Here is a 17264-nt window from a genome sequence, read left to right on the forward strand (position 1 = left end):
GGGCCCGGGCCCGGGAGTCAGGAGGCTGCCGCGCCGATGCGGTCCAGGGCGTCCTCCGCTCCGTACGGCTGGAGGTACGGCATCCAGCGCGGATCCCGGTGGCCCGTGCCGATGATCCGCCAGGCCAGCCCGGACGGCGGAGCCGGCTGGTGCCGCAGCCGCCAGCCCAGCTCCAGCAGGTGGCGGTCCGCCTTGACGTGGTTGCACCGCCGGCATGCGGCGACCACGTTGTCCCACACGTGCTGCCCGCCCCGGCTGCGCGGGATCACGTGGTCGACGCTCGTGGCGACCCCGCCGCAGTACATGCAGCGGCCGCCGTCGCGGGCGAACAGCGCGCGGCGGGTGAGTGGAACGGGCCCCCGGTAGGGGACCCGCACGAAGCGCTTGAGCCGGACCACGCTGGGCGCGGGGACGACTCTCGTCGCGCTGTGCAGAAAGGCGCCGGATTCCTCCAGGGAGACAGCTTTGTTCTCCAGGACGAGGACGAGCGCGCGGCGGAGCGGTACGACGCCGAGCGGCTCGTACGACGCATTGAGGACCAGGACGTGCGGCACGGACTGCCTCCTTGTACGCCGGCGGCGCGTGGCTCGCGCCGGGACGATCTGCTCTCCAGTCTCTCCTTACGGCTGGTCGAAGCGCCACCACGCGCCCGTAACGGGTCCGAGGTGTTTTCAACCACACCCGGTTCATCCCCAGGTGAGTCTGCTCTCTCCCTCGAACACGGCAACGGGGTCACACGAATGCCCCGTTAGTGTGGTTGGTCTGTCCCGCACACCCCTTCCGCGGGCAGACCGCTACACCTGGAGGTTCCCGTCGTGCCCTGGCATGCCGCCCTGCTGCCCCTCGCAGCCGACAACCCGGACCCGGCCGCTTCGGTCAAGGAAGCCCACGAGAGCGTCACGAACGCCGCCAGCTTCATCGAGGAGAACTGGGCCGGATGGCTGTACCTCGGCCTGAAGATCCTGCTGATCCTGGTGATCGCGGCGGCCCTGCGCTCGCTGGTCCGCAAGTCGCTGACCAAGCTGATAACGCGGATGAACCGGGGCGCCGAGGCCGTTGAGGGCATGGCACTCGGCGGGCTGCTCGTCAACGCGGAGCGCCGCCGGCAGCGCTCCGAGGCGATCGGTTCGGTCCTGCGTTCGGTCGCCTCGTTCCTGATCCTCGGCACGGCCGGGCTGATGGTGCTCGGCGCGCTCGGCATCAACCTCGGCCCGCTGCTCGCGAGTGCCGGTGTGGCCGGTGTGGCCATCGGTTTCGGTGCGCGGAACCTGGTGACGGACTTCCTGTCCGGCGTGTTCATGATCCTCGAGGACCAGTACGGCGTCGGCGACAAGATCGACGCGGGGGTGGCCTCCGGCGAGGTCGTCGAGGTCGGCCTGCGCGTGACCAAGCTGCGCGGGGACAACGGCGAGATCTGGTACGTCCGCAACGGAGAGATCAAGCGGATCGGCAACCTCAGCCAGGGCTGGGCGACTGCGGGCGTGGCCGTCCAGGTCAAGCCGTCGGAGAGCCTCACCCACGTCCGCGAGGTGGTCAAGCACGTCGCCGAGGGCATGGCCAAGGAGTCCCCGTGGGACGAGCGCCTGTGGGGCCCGGTGGAGGTGCTGGGCCTGGACGAGGTGCTGCTGGCGTCGATGACGGTGAAGATCTCCGCGAAGACGATGCCGGGCCAGCAGTTCTCCGTGGAGCGCGAGCTGCGCTGGCGCATCAAGGAGGCCTTCGACGAGGCCGGTATCGGGATCATCGGCGGTCTGCCGGCCGCCGACGGCGAGGAGGACGAGGCCCCGGCCGACCCGTCGGCCGCCGTGGCGCCGCCGTCGGCGCACGCGAACCCGACCTCCCCGCAGTCCCTGGCCACCGCCCCGATCCCGGCGCCCGCCGCCGGCACCCCCCGGATCAGCAAGTAGCCCCCTCCCCCCTTGCTCCTCCCGCACCACACCGCTGCCCCCGCAGGTTCATTTCTGCGGGGGCAGCGGCATTGACACAGCTCAAACGCCGATAGGAAACTTACCTAACAGTTCCTGGCCACGGCGTGAGCCGACGACGGAGAGAGCGCTCATGACCGGCACCACCACCCCTGGAACACCCAGCCTGCTGCGCGCCATGAACGACCGCGCGGCGCTGGACCTGCTGCTGGAGCACGGGCCGCTGTCCCGCACCCGGATCGGCCGGCTCACCGGACTCTCCAAGCCCACCGCCTCCCAGCTGCTGGCCCGCCTCGAAGCCGCCGGACTGGTCGTGGCCACCGGCACCTCCGGCGGCCGCCCCGGACCCAGCGCCCAGCTGTACGGGGTCAACCCGCGCGCCGCCCACGTCGCCGGACTGGACGTCACCCCGAGCGGCATCGTCGCGGCCGTCGCCGATCTCACCGGCGAGGTGGTCGCCAGCCACGAGCTCCCGTACGCCGAGGGCACCGAGGCCGTCGACCGGGTCACCTCGGCCCTCGGCGGGGCCGTCAAGGAGGCCGGGCTCGCGCGCTCCGACATCCACCGCGTCGTCATCGCCACCCCGGGATCCTTCGACCCGCACACCGGGGCGCTGCGCTACGCCGAGCACCTGCCCGGCTGGCACTCCCCCACCCTCCTCGAGGAGCTGGCGGCGGCCCTGCCGATGCCGGTCGGGTACGAGAACGACGTGAACCTCGCCGCCGTCGCCGAACAGCGGCTCGGCGCGGCCCGCGGCCACGGGGACTTCGTCCTGCTGTGGAACGAGGAGGGCCTCGGCGCCGCCCTGGTGCTCGGCGGCCGGCTGCACCGCGGCTGGACCGGCGGCGCGGGCGAGGTCGGGTTCCTGCCCGTGCCGGGCCACCCCCTGGTCCGGCAGGTCACCCGGGTCAACTCCGGCGGCTACCAGGCGCTGGCCGGTGTGGAGGTCGTTCCCGGCATGGCGGCCGCACTGGGCATCGCGACCCCGCCCGGGGCGGAGGCCGGGACGCCGGTCGACGCGGCGGTCGCGCTGCTGGCGCAGGCCGCCGGACATCCCGAGGGGGCGAACCTGCGGCTCCTGCAGCAGTACGCCACCGCGCTGGCCACCGGTCTCGCCGCGCTGGTCGCCGTGCTGGACCCCGAGATCGTGGTCCTCGCCGGTGCGGTGACCGCCGCCGGCGGGGACGTGCTGCGCGGGCTCGTCGAGGACGAGCTCGCCGATCTCGCCCCCTCCCGGCCCCGCCTGGTGTCGGGCGCGGTGCGCGAACGGCCCGTACTGCGCGGCGCACTGGAGAGCGCCCTCGCCACCACCCGCGACGAGGTCTTCGACACCTCGCGCCGCTGACCGACCCGGCCCGGCCCGGCCCCCCGTACGTACGACCGGCACCTGCGGCCCCATCGGCTCCCCCGCCTCCCCGGCACCACCCGCGTCACCGGCACCACCCGCGTCCCCGAAACCTCTCGTCGCGTCCCCTGGCACCCCTCCGGAAGTTCCTCCCGCAGAGAGCGAGCACCGCCATGCCCAGAAACCGCCGTCTGACCGCCGTGGCCACCGCCGTCGCCGCGATATCCGTCCTGGCCACCGCGTGTACGGGCCAGAGCGGCAACGCGGCCGCCGACGACCCGAACAAGGAGGTCACGCTCAACTTCTGGCACGGCTGGTCCGCGCCGAGCGAGGCCAAGGCGATCGAGGAGAACATCGCCCGGTTCGAGAAGGCGCACCCGAACATCAAGGTCAAGGTCACGGGCAACATGACCGACGACAAGATCAACCAGGCGCTGCGGGCAGGCGGGGACAAGGCCCCCGACGTGGTCTCCTCCTTCACCACCGACAGCGTCGGCAAGTTCTGCAACTCCGGCGCCTTCGCCGACCTGAACCCCTTCCTGCAGAAGTCGGGCGTCGACAAGGCGAAGGTCTTCCCCAAGACCCTGCTGGAGTACACCCAGTTCAACGGCAACCAGTGCACGCTGCCGCTGCTGAACGACGCGTACGGCCTCGTCTACAACAAGGACGCCTTCAAGGCCGCGGGCATCACCGAACCGCCGAAGACCTGGAGCCAGTTCACCGAGGTCGCGCAGAAGCTGACCCGGTCCAACGGTGACTCGTACGACCAGCTCGGCATCATGCCGACCTACCACGGCTACGAGACCACCCCCATGCGCCTGGCCGCGCAGTGGAGCCCGAAGTACTTCGGCGCGGACGGGAAGTCGAACCTGGCCAAGGACCCGGGCTTCGCGAGCATGCTGAACGCGCAGAAGGACCTGGTGGCCAAGCTCGGCGGCTACGAGAAGCTCGAGAAGTTCCGCGCCACCTTCGGCGACGAGTGGAGCGCCGAGCACCCCTTCCACAAGGGCCAGGTCGCCATGCAGATCGACGGCGAATGGCGGGCCGCGATGGCCAAGGAGGCCGGGGTCGCGTTCGAGATCGGGACCGCGCCGCTGCCGGTGCCGGACGACCAGGCCGCCGACTACGGCAAGGGCTACCTCTCCGGCACGATCATGGGCATCGCCTCGGGCAGCAGGAAGCAGAACGCCTCCTGGGAGCTGGTGAAGTACATGACCACCGACACCGAGGCGGTCGTGGCGTTCGCCAACGCCATCCACAACGTGCCCTCCACCCTGGCCGCCCTCGAGTCCCCGAACCTCCAGGTCACCCCGGAGTTCAAGACCTTCCTCGACATCGCCCGGCACCCGAAGTCGAACACCACCCCGGCCCAGGCCGACGGCGGCACCTACCAGCTGACCTTCCAGGACCTCGCGTACGCGGTCGAGAAGGGCGACGTCGCCGACGTCCCGGCCGGCCTCGCCAAGACCGACCAGCAGATCGACACGGACATCGCGAAGGCGAAGTAGCCCCCGATGACCGCCGCGATGCCGCGCACAGGCACCCTCCCCACCGCCCCGGCCCTCCGGGCGAAACGACGGCGCTCCGCCCTGCGGACCGCGGCCTTCATGTCGCCCTGGCTGATCGGGTTCGCCGTCTTCTTCGCGTACCCGCTCGTCTCCACCGTGTACTTCTCCTTCACGAAGTACGACGGCTTCCGCCCGCCCGCCTTCAACGGCCTGGACAACTGGAGCTACGTCTTCACGGACTATCCGCTGTTCTGGCCGGCCATGCGCAACACCCTGTGGCTGGTCGTGGTGATGGTCGTGAGCCGGGTCGTCTTCGGCCTCGGCACCGGCCTGCTCGTCACGAAGATCAAGACGGGGGCGGGGATCTTCCGGACCCTGTTCTACCTGCCCTACCTGGCCCCGCCGGTGGCCGCGACGCTGGGCTTCGTCTTCCTGCTCAACCCCGGAACCGGCCCGGTCAACACCCTGCTGGAGGGGGTCGGCCTGCCCGCCCCCGGCTGGTTCACCGACGCCGACTGGTCCAAGCCCGCGCTGACCCTCCTCGCCCTGTGGGGGATCGGCGACCTGATGGTCATCTTCATGGCCGCGCTGCTCGACGTACCGAAGGAGCAGTACGAGGCCGCCGAGCTGGACGGGGCCGGCGCCTGGCAGCGGTTCCGGCACATCACCCTGCCGAACATCTCGCCGATCATCCTGTTCGCTGTGGTCACCGGGGTCATCCAGGCCATGCAGTCCTACACGCAGCCCCTGGTGGCGGGGAAGGTCGCCGCGGGCGTCATCGGCGGCTCGGGCCAGCAGTTCGAGCCGGGCTACCCCGACAAGTCCACGCTGACCCTCCCCCAGGTCGTCTACAACGTCGGCTTCCAGCGCTTCGACTACGGCACCGCGTGTGTCGTCGCGCTGGTCCTCTTCGCCCTCTCCATGGCCTTCACCGCACTCCTGATGCGCCGCCGTGGCGGGCTGATCGGAGCAGGTGACTGAACATGCACCGAAACCGCAAGGCCGTCCTGCACTGGGTCGGGGTGCACGCCCTCGGCGTCGCGGCCGCCCTGTTCTTCGTCCTCCCGTTCGTCTTCCTCTTCCTGACCTCCCTGATGAGCGACCAGCAGGCACTGACCCGCGACCTGGTGCCCGACACCTGGGAGTGGGGCAACTACGCCAAGGTCTGGGACACCCCCGGCTTCCTGACCTGGTGGCGCAACACCCTGCTGTACGCGGGGCTGGGCACAGTGCTGACCGTGGTCTCCTCGGTGCCCGTCGCGTACGCGCTGGCCAAGTTCCGCTTCCGCGGGCGGCGGCTCTCGCTGCTGCTGGTGATCGCCATGATGATGCTGCCGCCGCAGGTGGTGGTCATCCCGATGTACCTCTTCTGGGCCAAGCAGCTGGACCTGTCCGGCACCCTGTGGCCGCTGATCGTCCCGATGGCGTTCGGCGACGCGTTCTCCATCTTCCTGCTCCGCCAGTTCCTGCTGACCATCCCCGACGAGTACCTGGACGCGGCCAAGGTCGACGGCTGCGGCGAGCTCCGCACCCTGCTGCGCGTCGTCGTGCCGATGGCCAGGCCGGGCATCGCCGCCATCGCGCTGTTCCAGTTCTTCTGCGCCTGGAACGACTACTTCGGCCCGCAGATCTACGCCTCGGACAACCCCGCCGCCTGGACGCTCAGTTACGGGCTGGAGTCCTTCAAAGGGGCGCACCACACCAACTGGAACCTCACCATGGCCGCGACCGTGCTGGTCATGGCGCCGGTGATCGTCCTCTTCTTCTTCGCCCAGAAGGCGTTCGTCGAGGGCGTCACCCTGACGGGAGTGAAAGGCTAGTGACCATGAAACTCGCAGTGGTGGGCGGCGGTTCCACCTACACCCCCGAGTTGATCGACGGATTCGCACGGCTGCGCGACACCCTGCCGGTCGGGGAGCTGGTGCTCATCGACCCCGCCACCGAGCGGCTGGAGCTGATCGGCGCGCTGGCCCGGCGGATCTTCGCCAGGCAGGGGCATCCGGGGCGGGTCACCACCACCACCGATCTCGGCGCCGGCGTCGAGGGCGCCGACGCGGTGCTGCTCCAGCTGCGCATCGGCGGGCAGGCGGCCCGGCTGCAGGACGAGACCTGGCCGCTGGAATGCGGCTGCGTCGGGCAGGAGACCACGGGCGCGGGCGGGCTCGCCAAGGCGCTGCGGACGGTCCCGGTGGTGCTGGACATCGCCGAGCAGGTCCGGCGGGCCAACCCGGACGCCTGGATCATCGACTTCACGAACCCGGTCGGGATCGTCACCCGCGCCCTGCTGCAGGCCGGGCACAAGGCGGTCGGGCTGTGCAACGTCGCCATCGGCTTCCAGCGCAAGTTCGCGGCGCTGCTGGACCTGGCCCCGGCCGACATCCACCTGGACCACGTGGGGCTCAACCACCTCACCTGGGAGCTGGGCGTGCGCAAGGGCGGCCCGGACGGCGAGGACCTGCTGCCGCGGCTGCTCGCCGAGCACGGGGAGGCCGTCGCCACGGACCTGCGCCTGCCGCGCGCGGTACTGGACCGCCTCGGCGTCGTCCCCTCGTACTACCTGCGGTACTTCTACGCGCACGACGCGGTGGTGCGCGAGCTGGGCCACAAGCCCTCGCGGGCCGCCGAGGTCGCCGCGATGGAGCAGGAACTGCTCGCCCTGTACGCCGATCCGGCGCTGGACGAGAAGCCGGAGCTGCTGGCCAAGCGGGGCGGGGCCTTCTACTCGGAGGCGGCCGTGGACCTGGCGGCGGCGCTGCTGGGCGACGGCGGACCGGGCCCGGCGGCGCTGCAGGTGGTCAACACGCGGAACGACGGGACGCTGCCGTTCCTCCCGGACGACGCGGTGATCGAGGTGCAGGCCCGGGTGGACCGCTCCGGTCCGGTGCCGCTGGCCGTGCCCCGGCTGGACCCGCTGTACCACGGTCTGGTCGCGCACGTCACGGCGTACGAGGACCTGGCGCTGGACGCGGCCGTACGGGGCGGCCGCGAGCGGGTCTTCAAGGCGCTGCTGGCCCATCCGCTGGTCGGCCAGTTCGACCTCGCGCAGGGGCTGACCGACCGGCTCCTCGCGCACAACAAGGAGCACCTGGCATGGGCGTGACCCCTCCCGCCCGGCCGGCCCGGCCGGCCGTCCTGGCCGTCGACGCGGGCAACAGCAAGACGGACGCGGCCCTGATCGCCGCGGACGGCACGGTCCTCGGCGCCGGGCGCTCCGGCGGCTTCCAGCCGCAGCGCACCGGTGTCGAGGCGGCGCTGGACGTCCTGGCGCGGGCGGTCGTGGAGGCCGCCGGGTCGGCGGCGCTGCCCGTGCCGGGGCCCGGTGTGCCGTACGCCGACCAGGTCTCGGCATGTCTGGCCAATGCCGATCTCCCGGTGGAGGAGCGTCGGCTCGCGGAGGCGATCGGCGCACGCGGCTGGGGCGCGGCGACCCGGGTGTTCAACGACACCTTCGCGATCCTGCGGGCCGGGCTCCGCGGGGGCGGGCCGCCGCGCGGGGTGGCGGTGGTGTGCGGGGCCGGCATCAACTGCGTGGGGATGCTGCCCGACGGGCGCACGGCCCGGTTCCCGGCCCTCGGGCAGCTCTCCGGGGACTGGGGCGGCGGGGGCGGCCTGGCCGCGGAGGCCCTGTGGTGGGCGGCGCGGGCGGAGGACGGCCGCGGCGGGCCGACGGAGCTGGCGGCCGCGCTGCCGGAGCACTTCGGGCTCGCTTCGATGGCCGAGCTGATCGAGGCGCTGCACCTGGGGGCCCTGGCGCAGCGGCGGACCCACGAGCTGGTGCCGGTGCTGTTCGCGGTGGCCGCGGCGGGCGATGCGGTGGCCTCGGCGATCGTGGAGCGGCAGGCGGACGAGGTGGTGGCGCTGGCGTCGGTGGCGCTGGCCCGGCTGGACCTGCTGGACGAGGAGGCTCCGGTACTGCTCGGCGGCGGGGTGCTCACCGCCGGTCACGGGCAGTTGGACGAGCGGATCGCGGCGGGGCTGGCACGGCGGGCCCCGCGGGCCCGGGTGTCGGTGGTCGCGGCCCCGCCGGTGCTGGGCGCCGGGCTGCTGGGGCTGGACGCGCTCGGGGCTCCGCCCGGGGCCCACGGAAAACTCCGTGCCCATTTCGGGTGAACCTGCCCCGGCAGGCCCCGGTTCTGGAACCGTGGCGGCCGTGGAGTCGTATTCACGGTAAAGGGGTGGGGTCGGCGCGCACGGGGGGCGGATGCCACGATCCGGCATCGGGTGCTGTGGTTGACCGCCACTACGGCCATACTGCTGCGGAGCAGAGGACCAAGGGGGAGGTCACGGTGGCCATCACATCACGCGCGCCCGCGCCCGGGGGCGGCGTCGCCGTGCCGCCCGCGGGTCCGCCGCAGGCGCCTCCCCGGCCCGGCAGCACGGCCTGGGCGGAGGGCGTGGAGCGGGTGCGCGCGGCCGCGACGACCGAGCCCGGCCGGCTTCGGATCATCGGCGCGGTCCTGGCCGCCCTGGTACTGCTGTTCGGCGCGGTGACCGTCCTGGAGATCTCCGGCCGGGTCGGCGCCGCGGAGGACGTGGTGGGCCGCAGCCAGCCGCTGAGCGCGGACGCGGCGAGCATCTACCGCTCCCTCGCGGACGCGGACACGGCCTCCTCCAGCGGCTTCCTGGCCGGCGGCGACGAGCCGCGGGAGGTCCGCCAGCGGTACGAGAAGGACATTTCCAACGCCTCGAGGCTGCTGGTGAGCGCGGCCGCCAACACCGGGGCGAACGAGGACTCCCGCAAGCAGATCGCGCTGCTGGGCGAGCAGCTGCCCCGCTACACGGGCCTGATCGAGCAGGCCCGGGCCACGAACAAGCAGGGCCTGCCGCTGGGCGGCGCCTATCTGCGCTACGCCAACGAGCAGATGAGCACCCAGCTGCTGCCGGCCGCGCAGCGGCTGTACGAGGCGGAGACGGGCCGCCTCTACACGGACTACGACGACGCCCGCTCGCTGCCGCTGGCCGCGCTCGGTACGGGGCTGCTCGCGCTCGCCGCGCTGGCGTGGGCGCAGCGCCGCAACTACCGGCGGACGAACCGGGTCTTCAACCACGGCCTCGTGGCGGCGACGGCCGCCTCGCTGGTGCTGCTGATGTGGCTGGCCGTCGGGCACACGGTCGCCCGGTCGGAGCTGGCGCAGGCCAGATCGGACGGGCAGGAGTCGCTGAAGGTGCTGAACGACGCGCGGATCGCCTCGCTCCAGGCACGCGCCAGTGAGAACCTGACGCTGATCGCGCGGGGCGCCGTACTGGCCGCGGACAACAAGTCCGACAAGTACGACGTCGACTTCACGACCGAGATGAAGGAGCTGGACACCGGGCTGGCGACGGCGCTGAAGCTCGCCGACGACAGCAGCGGGCGGGAGCCGGTCGGCCGCGCCGCGGACGGTGTCAAGCAGTGGAAGCAGCGGCACGCGGCGGCCCGGGAGACCGACTTGCGCGGCGACTACCAGGACGCTTTGCCCCAGGTCATCGGGGACAAGGACCACAAGGACAGCAGCGGGGCCTCGTTCGACACGGTGGACGCGTCCCTGGAGCAGGCAGTGGCCCATGAGCAGAAGGAGTTCACCCGGGCGGCCCGGGGCGGACTCGGCGCGCTGGGCGGTTTGGTGACGGGTTCGGCGGCCCTCGCGGTCGTCGGCGCCGCGGCGGCGCTGCTCGGCATCGGGCGCCGGCTTTCGGAGTACAGGTGACAGAGATGCGGATACGCGTGAAGTCCCACGGCGAGGGCCACGACGAGGGCCACGACGGCGCAGCCGCCCCTCGCCGGCCCGCGGGGCGGCTGCGCGGCTGGGGCGGGGTGAGCGCCATGGCCGCCGCCTGCGCGGTGACGGCCGCGGCCGTCCTGCTGCCGCTGGCCCATGCCGCCCCGGACACCGGCCACCCGGCCGTGGTCCGCGAGCCCGCCTCGATGGCGGCCGCCCCTGCACCCTGGTCGCTCACCGACACCTGCCAGGACCCGGAGGCCAGCCTGCGCCCGTCCGGCGTGGACGGGCCGGCCATCGAGCGGATCCGCAAGGCGGGCAAACTCGTCGCGGGCGTGGACCAGAACAGCTTCAAGTGGGGCTACCGCAACCCGGTCGACGGCCGCCTCGACGGGTTCGACATCGCCCTGGTCAAGGCCATCGCGAAGGACATCCTGGGCGACGAGAACGCGGTCATCTACCGGGCCATCCCCACCAGCCAGCGCATCCCCGCCCTCCAGGACGGCCGCGTCGACGTCGTCGTGCGGACCATGACGATCAACTGCAAGCGGCTGGAGGACGTCGCCTTCTCGACGGCCTACTTCGAGGCCGGGCAGCAGGTCCTCGCCCCCAAGGGCTCGCCGATCACCGGGTACGACGCCTCGCTGAAGGGCCGCCGCATCTGCACCGCGGCGGGCTCCACGGCCGAGGCGGCGCTCAAGGCCCAGCCGTACGGCTCGGTCCCGGTCAGCGTGCCCAACCAGCTCGACTGCCTGGTCCGGCTCCAGCTGGGCGAGGTGGACGGCATCATCACGGACAACGCGCTCGCGGCCGGCCAGGCCGCGCAGGACCCGTCGGTGCGCCTCGTCGGCTCCCCGTTCACCAAGGAGTTCTACGGGGTGGCCATGAACAAGGACGCCTCCGACCTGGTGCGCCGGGTCAACAAGGTGCTGGAGAACTACCGCGCCGGCGGCGACGGCAGCCCCTGGATGCAGGCTTACGTGACGCACCTCAAGCCCGTCCTGCCCGGAGTGGCCGGACCGCCCGCGCCGAAGTACCGGGACGGCTGAGGCAGGTGGCAGAGTCGGAGCCCGATGTCAGGAAAGCGGAGGCGGGGTCTTTGGAAGCGCAGTCGGCAGTGATGGACCGGGACGACGTCGACCGCGCCCTGGCCCGGCTCGGCGCCGAGCACGAGGCCGTCGAGACCTCGCTGCTCGCCCTCCAGGACCACGCCGGGCGCCGGCTGCTGGAAGGGGCCGGGCTGACCGGCGTCACCAAGGAGCGGTGGGCGCAGGCCGATGCCGCCATCACCCGGCTGTGGACGTACTTCGACGCCTACAGCGGGGCGCTGGGCGCTGCCCGGGAGATCCGCGAGCGGCGCCGCTGGCCGGGCCGCGAGGAGCTGGTCGAGCTGACCGAGCGGCTGCGCGGGCCCGGGGTGCTGATCGCCGGGGCCGGTGCGGAGGGCGTGGGGCTGGCGGAGCGGCTCTCGCTCGCCGAGCTGGTGGCCCGGATGAACGAGCTGTACGCGGGCTCGCTGGACGTGGTGGTGGCCGCCGACTCGGTGTGGTCGGCGCTGCCCGCCCGCATCGACCTGCTCGCGGCCGAACTGCACCGCACCCGCTCGCTGGCCCACTCGGTGGGGGTCCGCCCGGGTGAACACCCCTCGGGCGACGACCTGGAGGACATCACCGCCGAGCTGACCGGGCTGCGGGCGCAGGTGATCGCGGATCCGCTGGCGTTCTGGCAGCCGGTGGCGGGCAGTTCCGCGCCCGGCGGCGGCCGTCCGGACACCACCCGTTACGACCGGGCCGCGGTCGCGCTGGAGGACGTACGCCGGGAGATCGAGGCGGTCCTGGCCGTACGGCAGGACGCCGAGCAGCGGCTGATCAGCCTGCGGGACGTGCTCTCGCGGGCCGACCGGACGCTGGCGGAGGCGCGGACCGCGCGCGGCGAGGTGCTGGCGAAGATCGCGGCGTCGGAGGTTCCGGTGGTCAGCGGGCCGCCGACGGCGCTGCAGGAGCAGCTCGCGGCGGCGGCCGAGTACCGGCGCCAGGCACAGTGGCACCGGCTCTCGCCGCTGCTGGAGTCGCTGGAGGAGCGGGCCGAGGAGGAACTGCGCCGGGCCCGCGAATCGTTGACGGCGGTGACGGCTCCCCTGGCGGTACGGGCCGAACTGCGCGGGCGGCTCGACGCGTACAAGGCGAAGGTGGCCCGGCACGGGATGGCGGAGGATCCGCTGCTGATCGAGCGGTACGACACGGCCCGGCGGATGCTGTGGAGCGCGCCCTGCGATTTGCGGGCCGCCGAGCAGGCCGTGCTGCGCTACCAACAGGCGACGGCCGAGTCACTGGCCCCGCCGCAGCCGCAGTACCGGCCCGAGGGGCCGGGAGGGGAGGACGCATGAGCCTGGTCGGAACCGCGTGCGTTCGCCCCGGCTGCCCGGGGTCGTACGAGGACATGGGCGGCGGCGAGCTGTACTGCGACACCTGCGGTCTGGCGCCCGTCGGCGCGATCGCCGCGGGTGCGGAGGAGCTGGTCTCGCCGCCGACGGGGATGACGAGCGCGGCCCGGCACGGCGACTCGCAGGGCTCGCACGGCTCTCACGGCTCGGGCCGGTCGGGCCGGTCGGGGTCGACCTCGGCCTCCGCGCGCTCCTCGCGTTCGTCGTCCTCGCGGCGCTCGGTGTCGGGCCGGCTCTCGCGCTCCCTGTCGGGGGCCGGGTCCACCCGCTCGGTGTCGGTGCGCAGTTCGGGTTCGTCGACCGGGCCCTCGGGCCGCAGCCGGCTGGGCGCCGGACTGGTCAACGTCCCGGAGGTGCCGCGTCCGGACCCTTCGGCGGCGGTGCTCGAGAACCCGGAGGTGCCGGAGCGCAAGCGGTTCTGCTCGCGCTCGGACTGCGGGGCTCCGGTGGGCCGGGCCCGCGGGGACCGGCCGGGCCGGACCGAGGGCTTCTGCACCAAGTGCGGGCACCCGTACTCCTTCGTGCCCAAGCTGCGCGCGGGAGAGGTCGTGCACGGCCAGTACGAGGTGGCGGGCTGTCTGGCGCACGGCGGCCTGGGCTGGGTGTACCTGGCGGTGGACCGGGCCGTGTCGGACCGGTGGGTGGTGCTCAAGGGCCTGCTCGACACCGGGGACCAGGACGCGATGGCCGCGGCGATCTCGGAGCGGCGCTTCCTCGCGGAGATCGAGCACTCCAACATCGTGCGGATCTACAACTTCGTGGAGCACCTGGACCAGCGGACGGGTTCGCTGGACGGGTACATCGTCATGGAGTACGTCGGCGGCAAGTCGCTGAAGGAGATAGCGAACGAGCGGCGGCGGCCGGACGGCCGCCGCGATCCGCTGCCGGTGGAGCAGGCCTGTGCGTACGGGATCGAGGCGCTGGAGGCGCTCGGGCACCTGCACAGCAGGAACCTGCTGTACTGCGACTTCAAGGTCGACAACGCGATCCAGCAGCAGGACCAGCTGAAGCTGATCGACATGGGCGCGGTGCGCCGGATGGACGACGAGGAGTCGGCCATCTACGGCACGGTGGGCTACCAGGCGCCGGAGGTGGCCGAGCTCGGCCCCTCGGTCGCCTCCGACCTGTACACGGTGGCGCGGACGCTGGCCGTCCTGACCTTCGACTTCCAGGGCTACACGAACGTGTTCGTGGATTCGCTGCCGGATCCGGAGCACATCGAGGTGTTCGGGCGGTACGAGTCCTTCTACCGGCTGCTGGTCCGGGCGACCGACCCGGATCCGGGCCGGCGGTTCTCGTCCGCGCAGGAGATGGCGGACCAGCTGACGGGCGTGCTGCGGGAGGTCGTCGCCCTGCAGACGGGCCGGCCGCGGCCGCAGGTCTCCACGCTCTTCGGGCCGGAGCTGCGGGTGCTGGACACCCAGCTGTTCGCCGAGGCGGCCGGGGGCGAGGTGTCCCGGCTCGGGGCGCGGACGCTGCCGGCTCCCGCGGCGGGACGCAGGCTCGGGCGCAGGCCGGGGCCGGCGGCCCCGCCGCCCGCTCCGGCGGCTGCCGTGGCCGCGGCCCCCGCCGGGACTCCGGGGGCGGCTGCCCTCTCCGCGCCGCTCGGGACCACGGCCACCCACCGGGCCGGCGGGCCGGCGGCCGGAGCGGTGCCCGCAGGTGGCGTCCCGGCTCCGCGCCGGGCCCCGGTGCCGGCCGGCCCGCCCGCCCCGGCGGCGGGGCCGGGGGCGGGCGGACCCGTGGCGGTGCCCCTGCCGGCCGTACGCGCCGGCGAACTGGCCGTGCTGGACGCCCGGGGCATGGCGCTGGCCCTGCCGGTGCCGCTGGTGGACGCGGGTGACCCGAACGCCGGCTTCCTGGCCGGACTGCTGGCCTCCGCACCGGGTGACCTGCTGGGCGCCCTGCGCTCGGCGCCCGCCGACTCGGCGGAGCTGCGGCTGCGCGAGCTGCGGGCCCGCCTGGAGCTCGGCGAACTCGCCGCGGCCTGCGGCGCCCTGACGGACCTGGAGGCCCGGCATCCGGACGACTGGCGGGTGGTGTGGGCCCGCGGGATCGCCTCGCTGGCCACCGGCGACGACGAGATAGCGGCGCTGTCCTTCGACGCCATCTACGACGCCTTCCCGGGCGAGCCCGCGCCGAAGCTGGCGCTGGGCCTGTGCGCGGAGATCCTGGGCCAGTTGGACAACGCCGCCGAGTACTACCGGCTCGTCTGGATCACCGACCCGGGATTCGTGAGCGCGGCCTTCGGGCTGGCCCGCGTCCAGCTCGCCGCGGGCGACCGGTCCGGTGCGGTGCGCACGCTGGAGTCCGTGCCGGAGGCATCGATCCACTACACCGCCGCACGGGTGGCGGTGGTACGGGCACGCCTGCGCGACCGGTCTCCCGAGGAGGCCCTGCTGCCGGATCTGGCGGCTGCTGCCGCGCAGGTGGAGGCCCTGGAGCGGTTCGGCCTGGACGCGGTGCGCCACGAACGGCTGTCGACCGAGGTTCTGGGCTCGGCCCTGGACTGGGTACTGTCGGGTAGCCGGGGTTCCGACCCCGGTCGGACCTCGCTGCTCGGCAGTCAACTGGACGAGCGGGGCCTGCGCTTCGGCCTGGAGCGCTCGTACCGCGTACTCGCGCGGCTGGCGCAGCGGGGCGAGGACAGGATCGAACTGGTGGAGCGGGCAAACCGTTTCCGTCCCCGGACGTGGGTGTGAGTGATGTCGATGCATCGGCCGTCTGGCTGCCCCAGCTGCGCGGAGCCCCTCGAGGAGGGTGACCGTTTCTGCGGCGTCTGCGGCTCCCCCGTGTCCGCCGCGCCCCCTCCCGTGTCCCGGGACAATCCGACCCTCCCGATCCCGCCGCTCCCGGCGGCTCCGGCAGCTCCGGCGGCTCCGGTCGGCGGGTACGCCCTCGCGGAGCCCGCGCCCGGGTGGGGCAGTGTCGCGGCCGGGGCGGCGCCCACGCTGGTGGGGGACACCGTCGGGTGGTCCGCACCGGCGCAGCCGGCCGCCGAGCCCGGCGCGGCTGCCGCCGCACGGCCGGTCGCGGAACCGGCCGCACCGCCGGTCGCCCCGCCGACCGCCCCGCCCGTCGCCGGGGCCGCACCCGTACCGCCGCAGGGGTCCTCGTACGGGGCGCCCGCGCCTGCGTACGGCGGCGTGCCCGATCCGGCGGCCGGCGGCGAGATCCGCCACGACCGGCCCGGCAGCACCCCCACCCCTCCCGAAGGGACCCCCTGGGCCGCGGCCGAAGCCGCGTACGGCGCCGCCGGCCCCGGGCACGAGGACCCGTACGCCTCCGCCAGCGCGCAGGGCAGCGGTCCCGCGGCCGACGGCGGCGGGAAGACCTGCGTGGCCTGCCGGGCCGGACGGGTCGACACCGACGGGTACTGCGAGCACTGCGGGCACGCCCAGCCGCGGGAGCGGGACCACCTCGAGGAGGAGCTCGGCAGCGTCGCCGCCGTCAGCGACCGGGGGCTGCGCCACCACCGCAACGAGGACTCGTTCGCGGTCGCGGCCACCGCCCTGCCCGACGGCTCGGCCGCCACGGTGGCCATCGTCTGCGACGGCGTCTCCTCCGCCAGCCGGCCCGACGAGGCATCGGCCGCCGCGGCCGGCGCCGCCAACGAGGCCCTGCTCGAAGCCCTCCCGCGCGGCGCCCACCCCCAGGAGGCCATGCACGACGCCATCCTGGCCGCGGCCGCCGCCGTGAACGCCCTGGCCCCGGAGGTCCCCGGCGCGCAGAACGCCCCCGCCTGCACCCTGGTCGGCGCCGTCGTCAGCGGCGGCCTGCTGACCATCGGCTGGGTCGGTGACAGCCGCGCGTACTGGGTCCCCGACGACCGCGACGCCCTGCCGCGTCGGCTCACCGAGGACGACTCCTGGGCGGCCCAGATGGTCGCGGCCGGGCTGATGGGCGAGGCCGAGGCCTACGCCGACGTCCGCGCCCACGCCATCACCGGCTGGCTCGGGGCCGACGCGTACGACCTGGAGCCGCACACGGCCACGTTCAAGCCGGACCACGCGGGCGTCGTGGTCGTCTGCACCGACGGCCTGTGGAACTACGCCGAGTCCGCCCAGGACATGGCCCAGGTGCTGCCCGCGGACGCCGCCGCCCGGCCCCTGCACAGCGCTCAGGTCCTGGTGGGGCACGCCCTCGACGGGGGCGGGCACGACAACGTCACGGTCGCCGTCGTCCCGTTCGCCGCGCCGACCGGGCCGGGAGCGGCGGAGGCGGGCGCCGGGGCAGCGGCTGCTGCGCCCGGGCCGCAGCAGCCCCCAGCGCAAGCGGAATCGGAAACGGAAGCGGAAGTACGCCCTCAGGGCTGATCCGTCCGCCCCGTCCCCCGTCCCTCTC

At 73.6% G+C, this 17264-nt stretch carries 13 protein-coding genes; 12 read left to right on the forward strand and 1 reads right to left on the reverse strand.

Going from position 1 to position 17264, the window contains the following annotated elements; translation table 11 throughout:
* Positions 1-17 precede the first annotated feature (17 nt).
* A complete protein-coding gene (locus ACFYXK_RS04055; protein WP_030297339.1) occupies positions 18-554 on the reverse strand; it encodes an HNH endonuclease in 537 nt (178 codons plus the stop codon).
* A gap of 261 nt (positions 555-815) precedes the next feature.
* Here ACFYXK_RS04055 and ACFYXK_RS04060 point away from each other — a divergent pair, with 261 nt between their 5' ends.
* From ACFYXK_RS04060 to ACFYXK_RS04115, 12 genes are all read left to right on the forward strand, one after another.
* Entirely contained in the window at positions 816-1907 is a 1092-nt protein-coding gene (locus ACFYXK_RS04060; protein ID WP_389409696.1) for a mechanosensitive ion channel family protein, read from the forward strand.
* A gap of 151 nt (positions 1908-2058) precedes the next feature.
* Positions 2059-3270 carry an ROK family protein gene (locus ACFYXK_RS04065; protein ID WP_389409697.1) on the forward strand — a complete coding sequence of 404 codons (1212 nt, stop codon included), beginning with the start codon at positions 2059-2061 and terminating at the stop codon, positions 3268-3270.
* A 173-nt stretch (positions 3271-3443) separates the two neighbouring features.
* Entirely contained in the window at positions 3444-4778 is a 1335-nt protein-coding gene (locus tag ACFYXK_RS04070) for an ABC transporter substrate-binding protein (RefSeq protein ID WP_389409698.1), read from the forward strand.
* A gap of 6 nt (positions 4779-4784) precedes the next feature.
* Complete coding sequence (locus ACFYXK_RS04075) at positions 4785-5759, forward strand: carbohydrate ABC transporter permease (RefSeq protein WP_383513198.1); 975 nt, start codon at positions 4785-4787, stop codon at positions 5757-5759.
* 2 nt (positions 5760-5761) lie between these two features.
* A complete protein-coding gene (locus tag ACFYXK_RS04080) occupies positions 5762-6598 on the forward strand; it encodes a carbohydrate ABC transporter permease (protein WP_389409699.1) in 837 nt (278 codons plus the stop codon).
* 5 nt (positions 6599-6603) lie between these two features.
* Entirely contained in the window at positions 6604-7878 is a 1275-nt protein-coding gene (locus ACFYXK_RS04085; protein ID WP_389409700.1) for a 6-phospho-beta-glucosidase, read from the forward strand.
* Positions 7869-8888: an N-acetylglucosamine kinase gene (locus ACFYXK_RS04090; RefSeq protein ID WP_389409701.1), complete on the forward strand. Its 1020-nt coding sequence runs from the start codon at positions 7869-7871 to the stop codon at positions 8886-8888. The genes ACFYXK_RS04085 and ACFYXK_RS04090 overlap by 10 nt, the downstream gene beginning before the upstream one ends.
* Before the next feature lie 176 nt (positions 8889-9064).
* Positions 9065-10465 carry a hypothetical protein gene (locus ACFYXK_RS04095; protein WP_389409702.1) on the forward strand — a complete coding sequence of 467 codons (1401 nt, stop codon included), beginning with the start codon at positions 9065-9067 and terminating at the stop codon, positions 10463-10465.
* 116 nt (positions 10466-10581) lie between these two features.
* Entirely contained in the window at positions 10582-11526 is a 945-nt protein-coding gene (locus tag ACFYXK_RS04100; protein WP_389409846.1) for a glutamate ABC transporter substrate-binding protein, read from the forward strand.
* 71 nt (positions 11527-11597) lie between these two features.
* Complete coding sequence (locus ACFYXK_RS04105) at positions 11598-12863, forward strand: hypothetical protein (protein WP_389409703.1); 1266 nt, start codon at positions 11598-11600, stop codon at positions 12861-12863.
* Positions 12860-15622 (forward strand): tetratricopeptide repeat protein, encoded by a 2763-nt coding sequence (locus ACFYXK_RS04110; protein WP_389409704.1) that lies wholly within the window; start codon positions 12860-12862, stop codon positions 15620-15622. The genes ACFYXK_RS04105 and ACFYXK_RS04110 overlap by 4 nt, the downstream gene beginning before the upstream one ends.
* A 3-nt stretch (positions 15623-15625) precedes the next feature.
* Positions 15626-17236, forward strand: coding sequence for a protein phosphatase 2C domain-containing protein (locus ACFYXK_RS04115; RefSeq protein WP_389409705.1), 1611 nt, complete (start codon positions 15626-15628; stop codon positions 17234-17236).
* Positions 17237-17264: the final 28 nt, after the last annotated feature.

This window comes from Streptomyces sp. NPDC002209, assembly GCF_042890265.1.
GTDB lineage: Bacteria > Actinomycetota > Actinomycetes > Streptomycetales > Streptomycetaceae > Streptomyces.

Bases quoted from the DNA above. Each gene is read 5' to 3' on its own strand.
- ACFYXK_RS04090 (WP_389409701.1), top strand. From the start codon at position 7,869: ATGGGCGTGACCCCTCCCGCCCGGCCGGCCCGGCCGGCCGTCCTGGCC.
- ACFYXK_RS04080 (WP_389409699.1), top strand. From the start codon at position 5,762: ATGCACCGAAACCGCAAGGCCGTCCTGCACTGGGTCGGGGTGCACGCC.
- ACFYXK_RS04110 (WP_389409704.1), top strand. From the start codon at position 12,860: ATGAGCCTGGTCGGAACCGCGTGCGTTCGCCCCGGCTGCCCGGGGTCG.
- ACFYXK_RS04075 (WP_383513198.1), top strand. From the start codon at position 4,785: ATGACCGCCGCGATGCCGCGCACAGGCACCCTCCCCACCGCCCCGGCC.
- ACFYXK_RS04070 (WP_389409698.1), top strand. From the start codon at position 3,444: ATGCCCAGAAACCGCCGTCTGACCGCCGTGGCCACCGCCGTCGCCGCG.
- ACFYXK_RS04115 (WP_389409705.1), top strand. From the start codon at position 15,626: ATGTCGATGCATCGGCCGTCTGGCTGCCCCAGCTGCGCGGAGCCCCTC.
- ACFYXK_RS04085 (WP_389409700.1), top strand. From the start codon at position 6,604: ATGAAACTCGCAGTGGTGGGCGGCGGTTCCACCTACACCCCCGAGTTG.
- ACFYXK_RS04105 (WP_389409703.1), top strand. From the start codon at position 11,598: ATGGACCGGGACGACGTCGACCGCGCCCTGGCCCGGCTCGGCGCCGAG.
- ACFYXK_RS04100 (WP_389409846.1), top strand. From the start codon at position 10,582: ATGGCCGCCGCCTGCGCGGTGACGGCCGCGGCCGTCCTGCTGCCGCTG.
- ACFYXK_RS04065 (WP_389409697.1), top strand. From the start codon at position 2,059: ATGACCGGCACCACCACCCCTGGAACACCCAGCCTGCTGCGCGCCATG.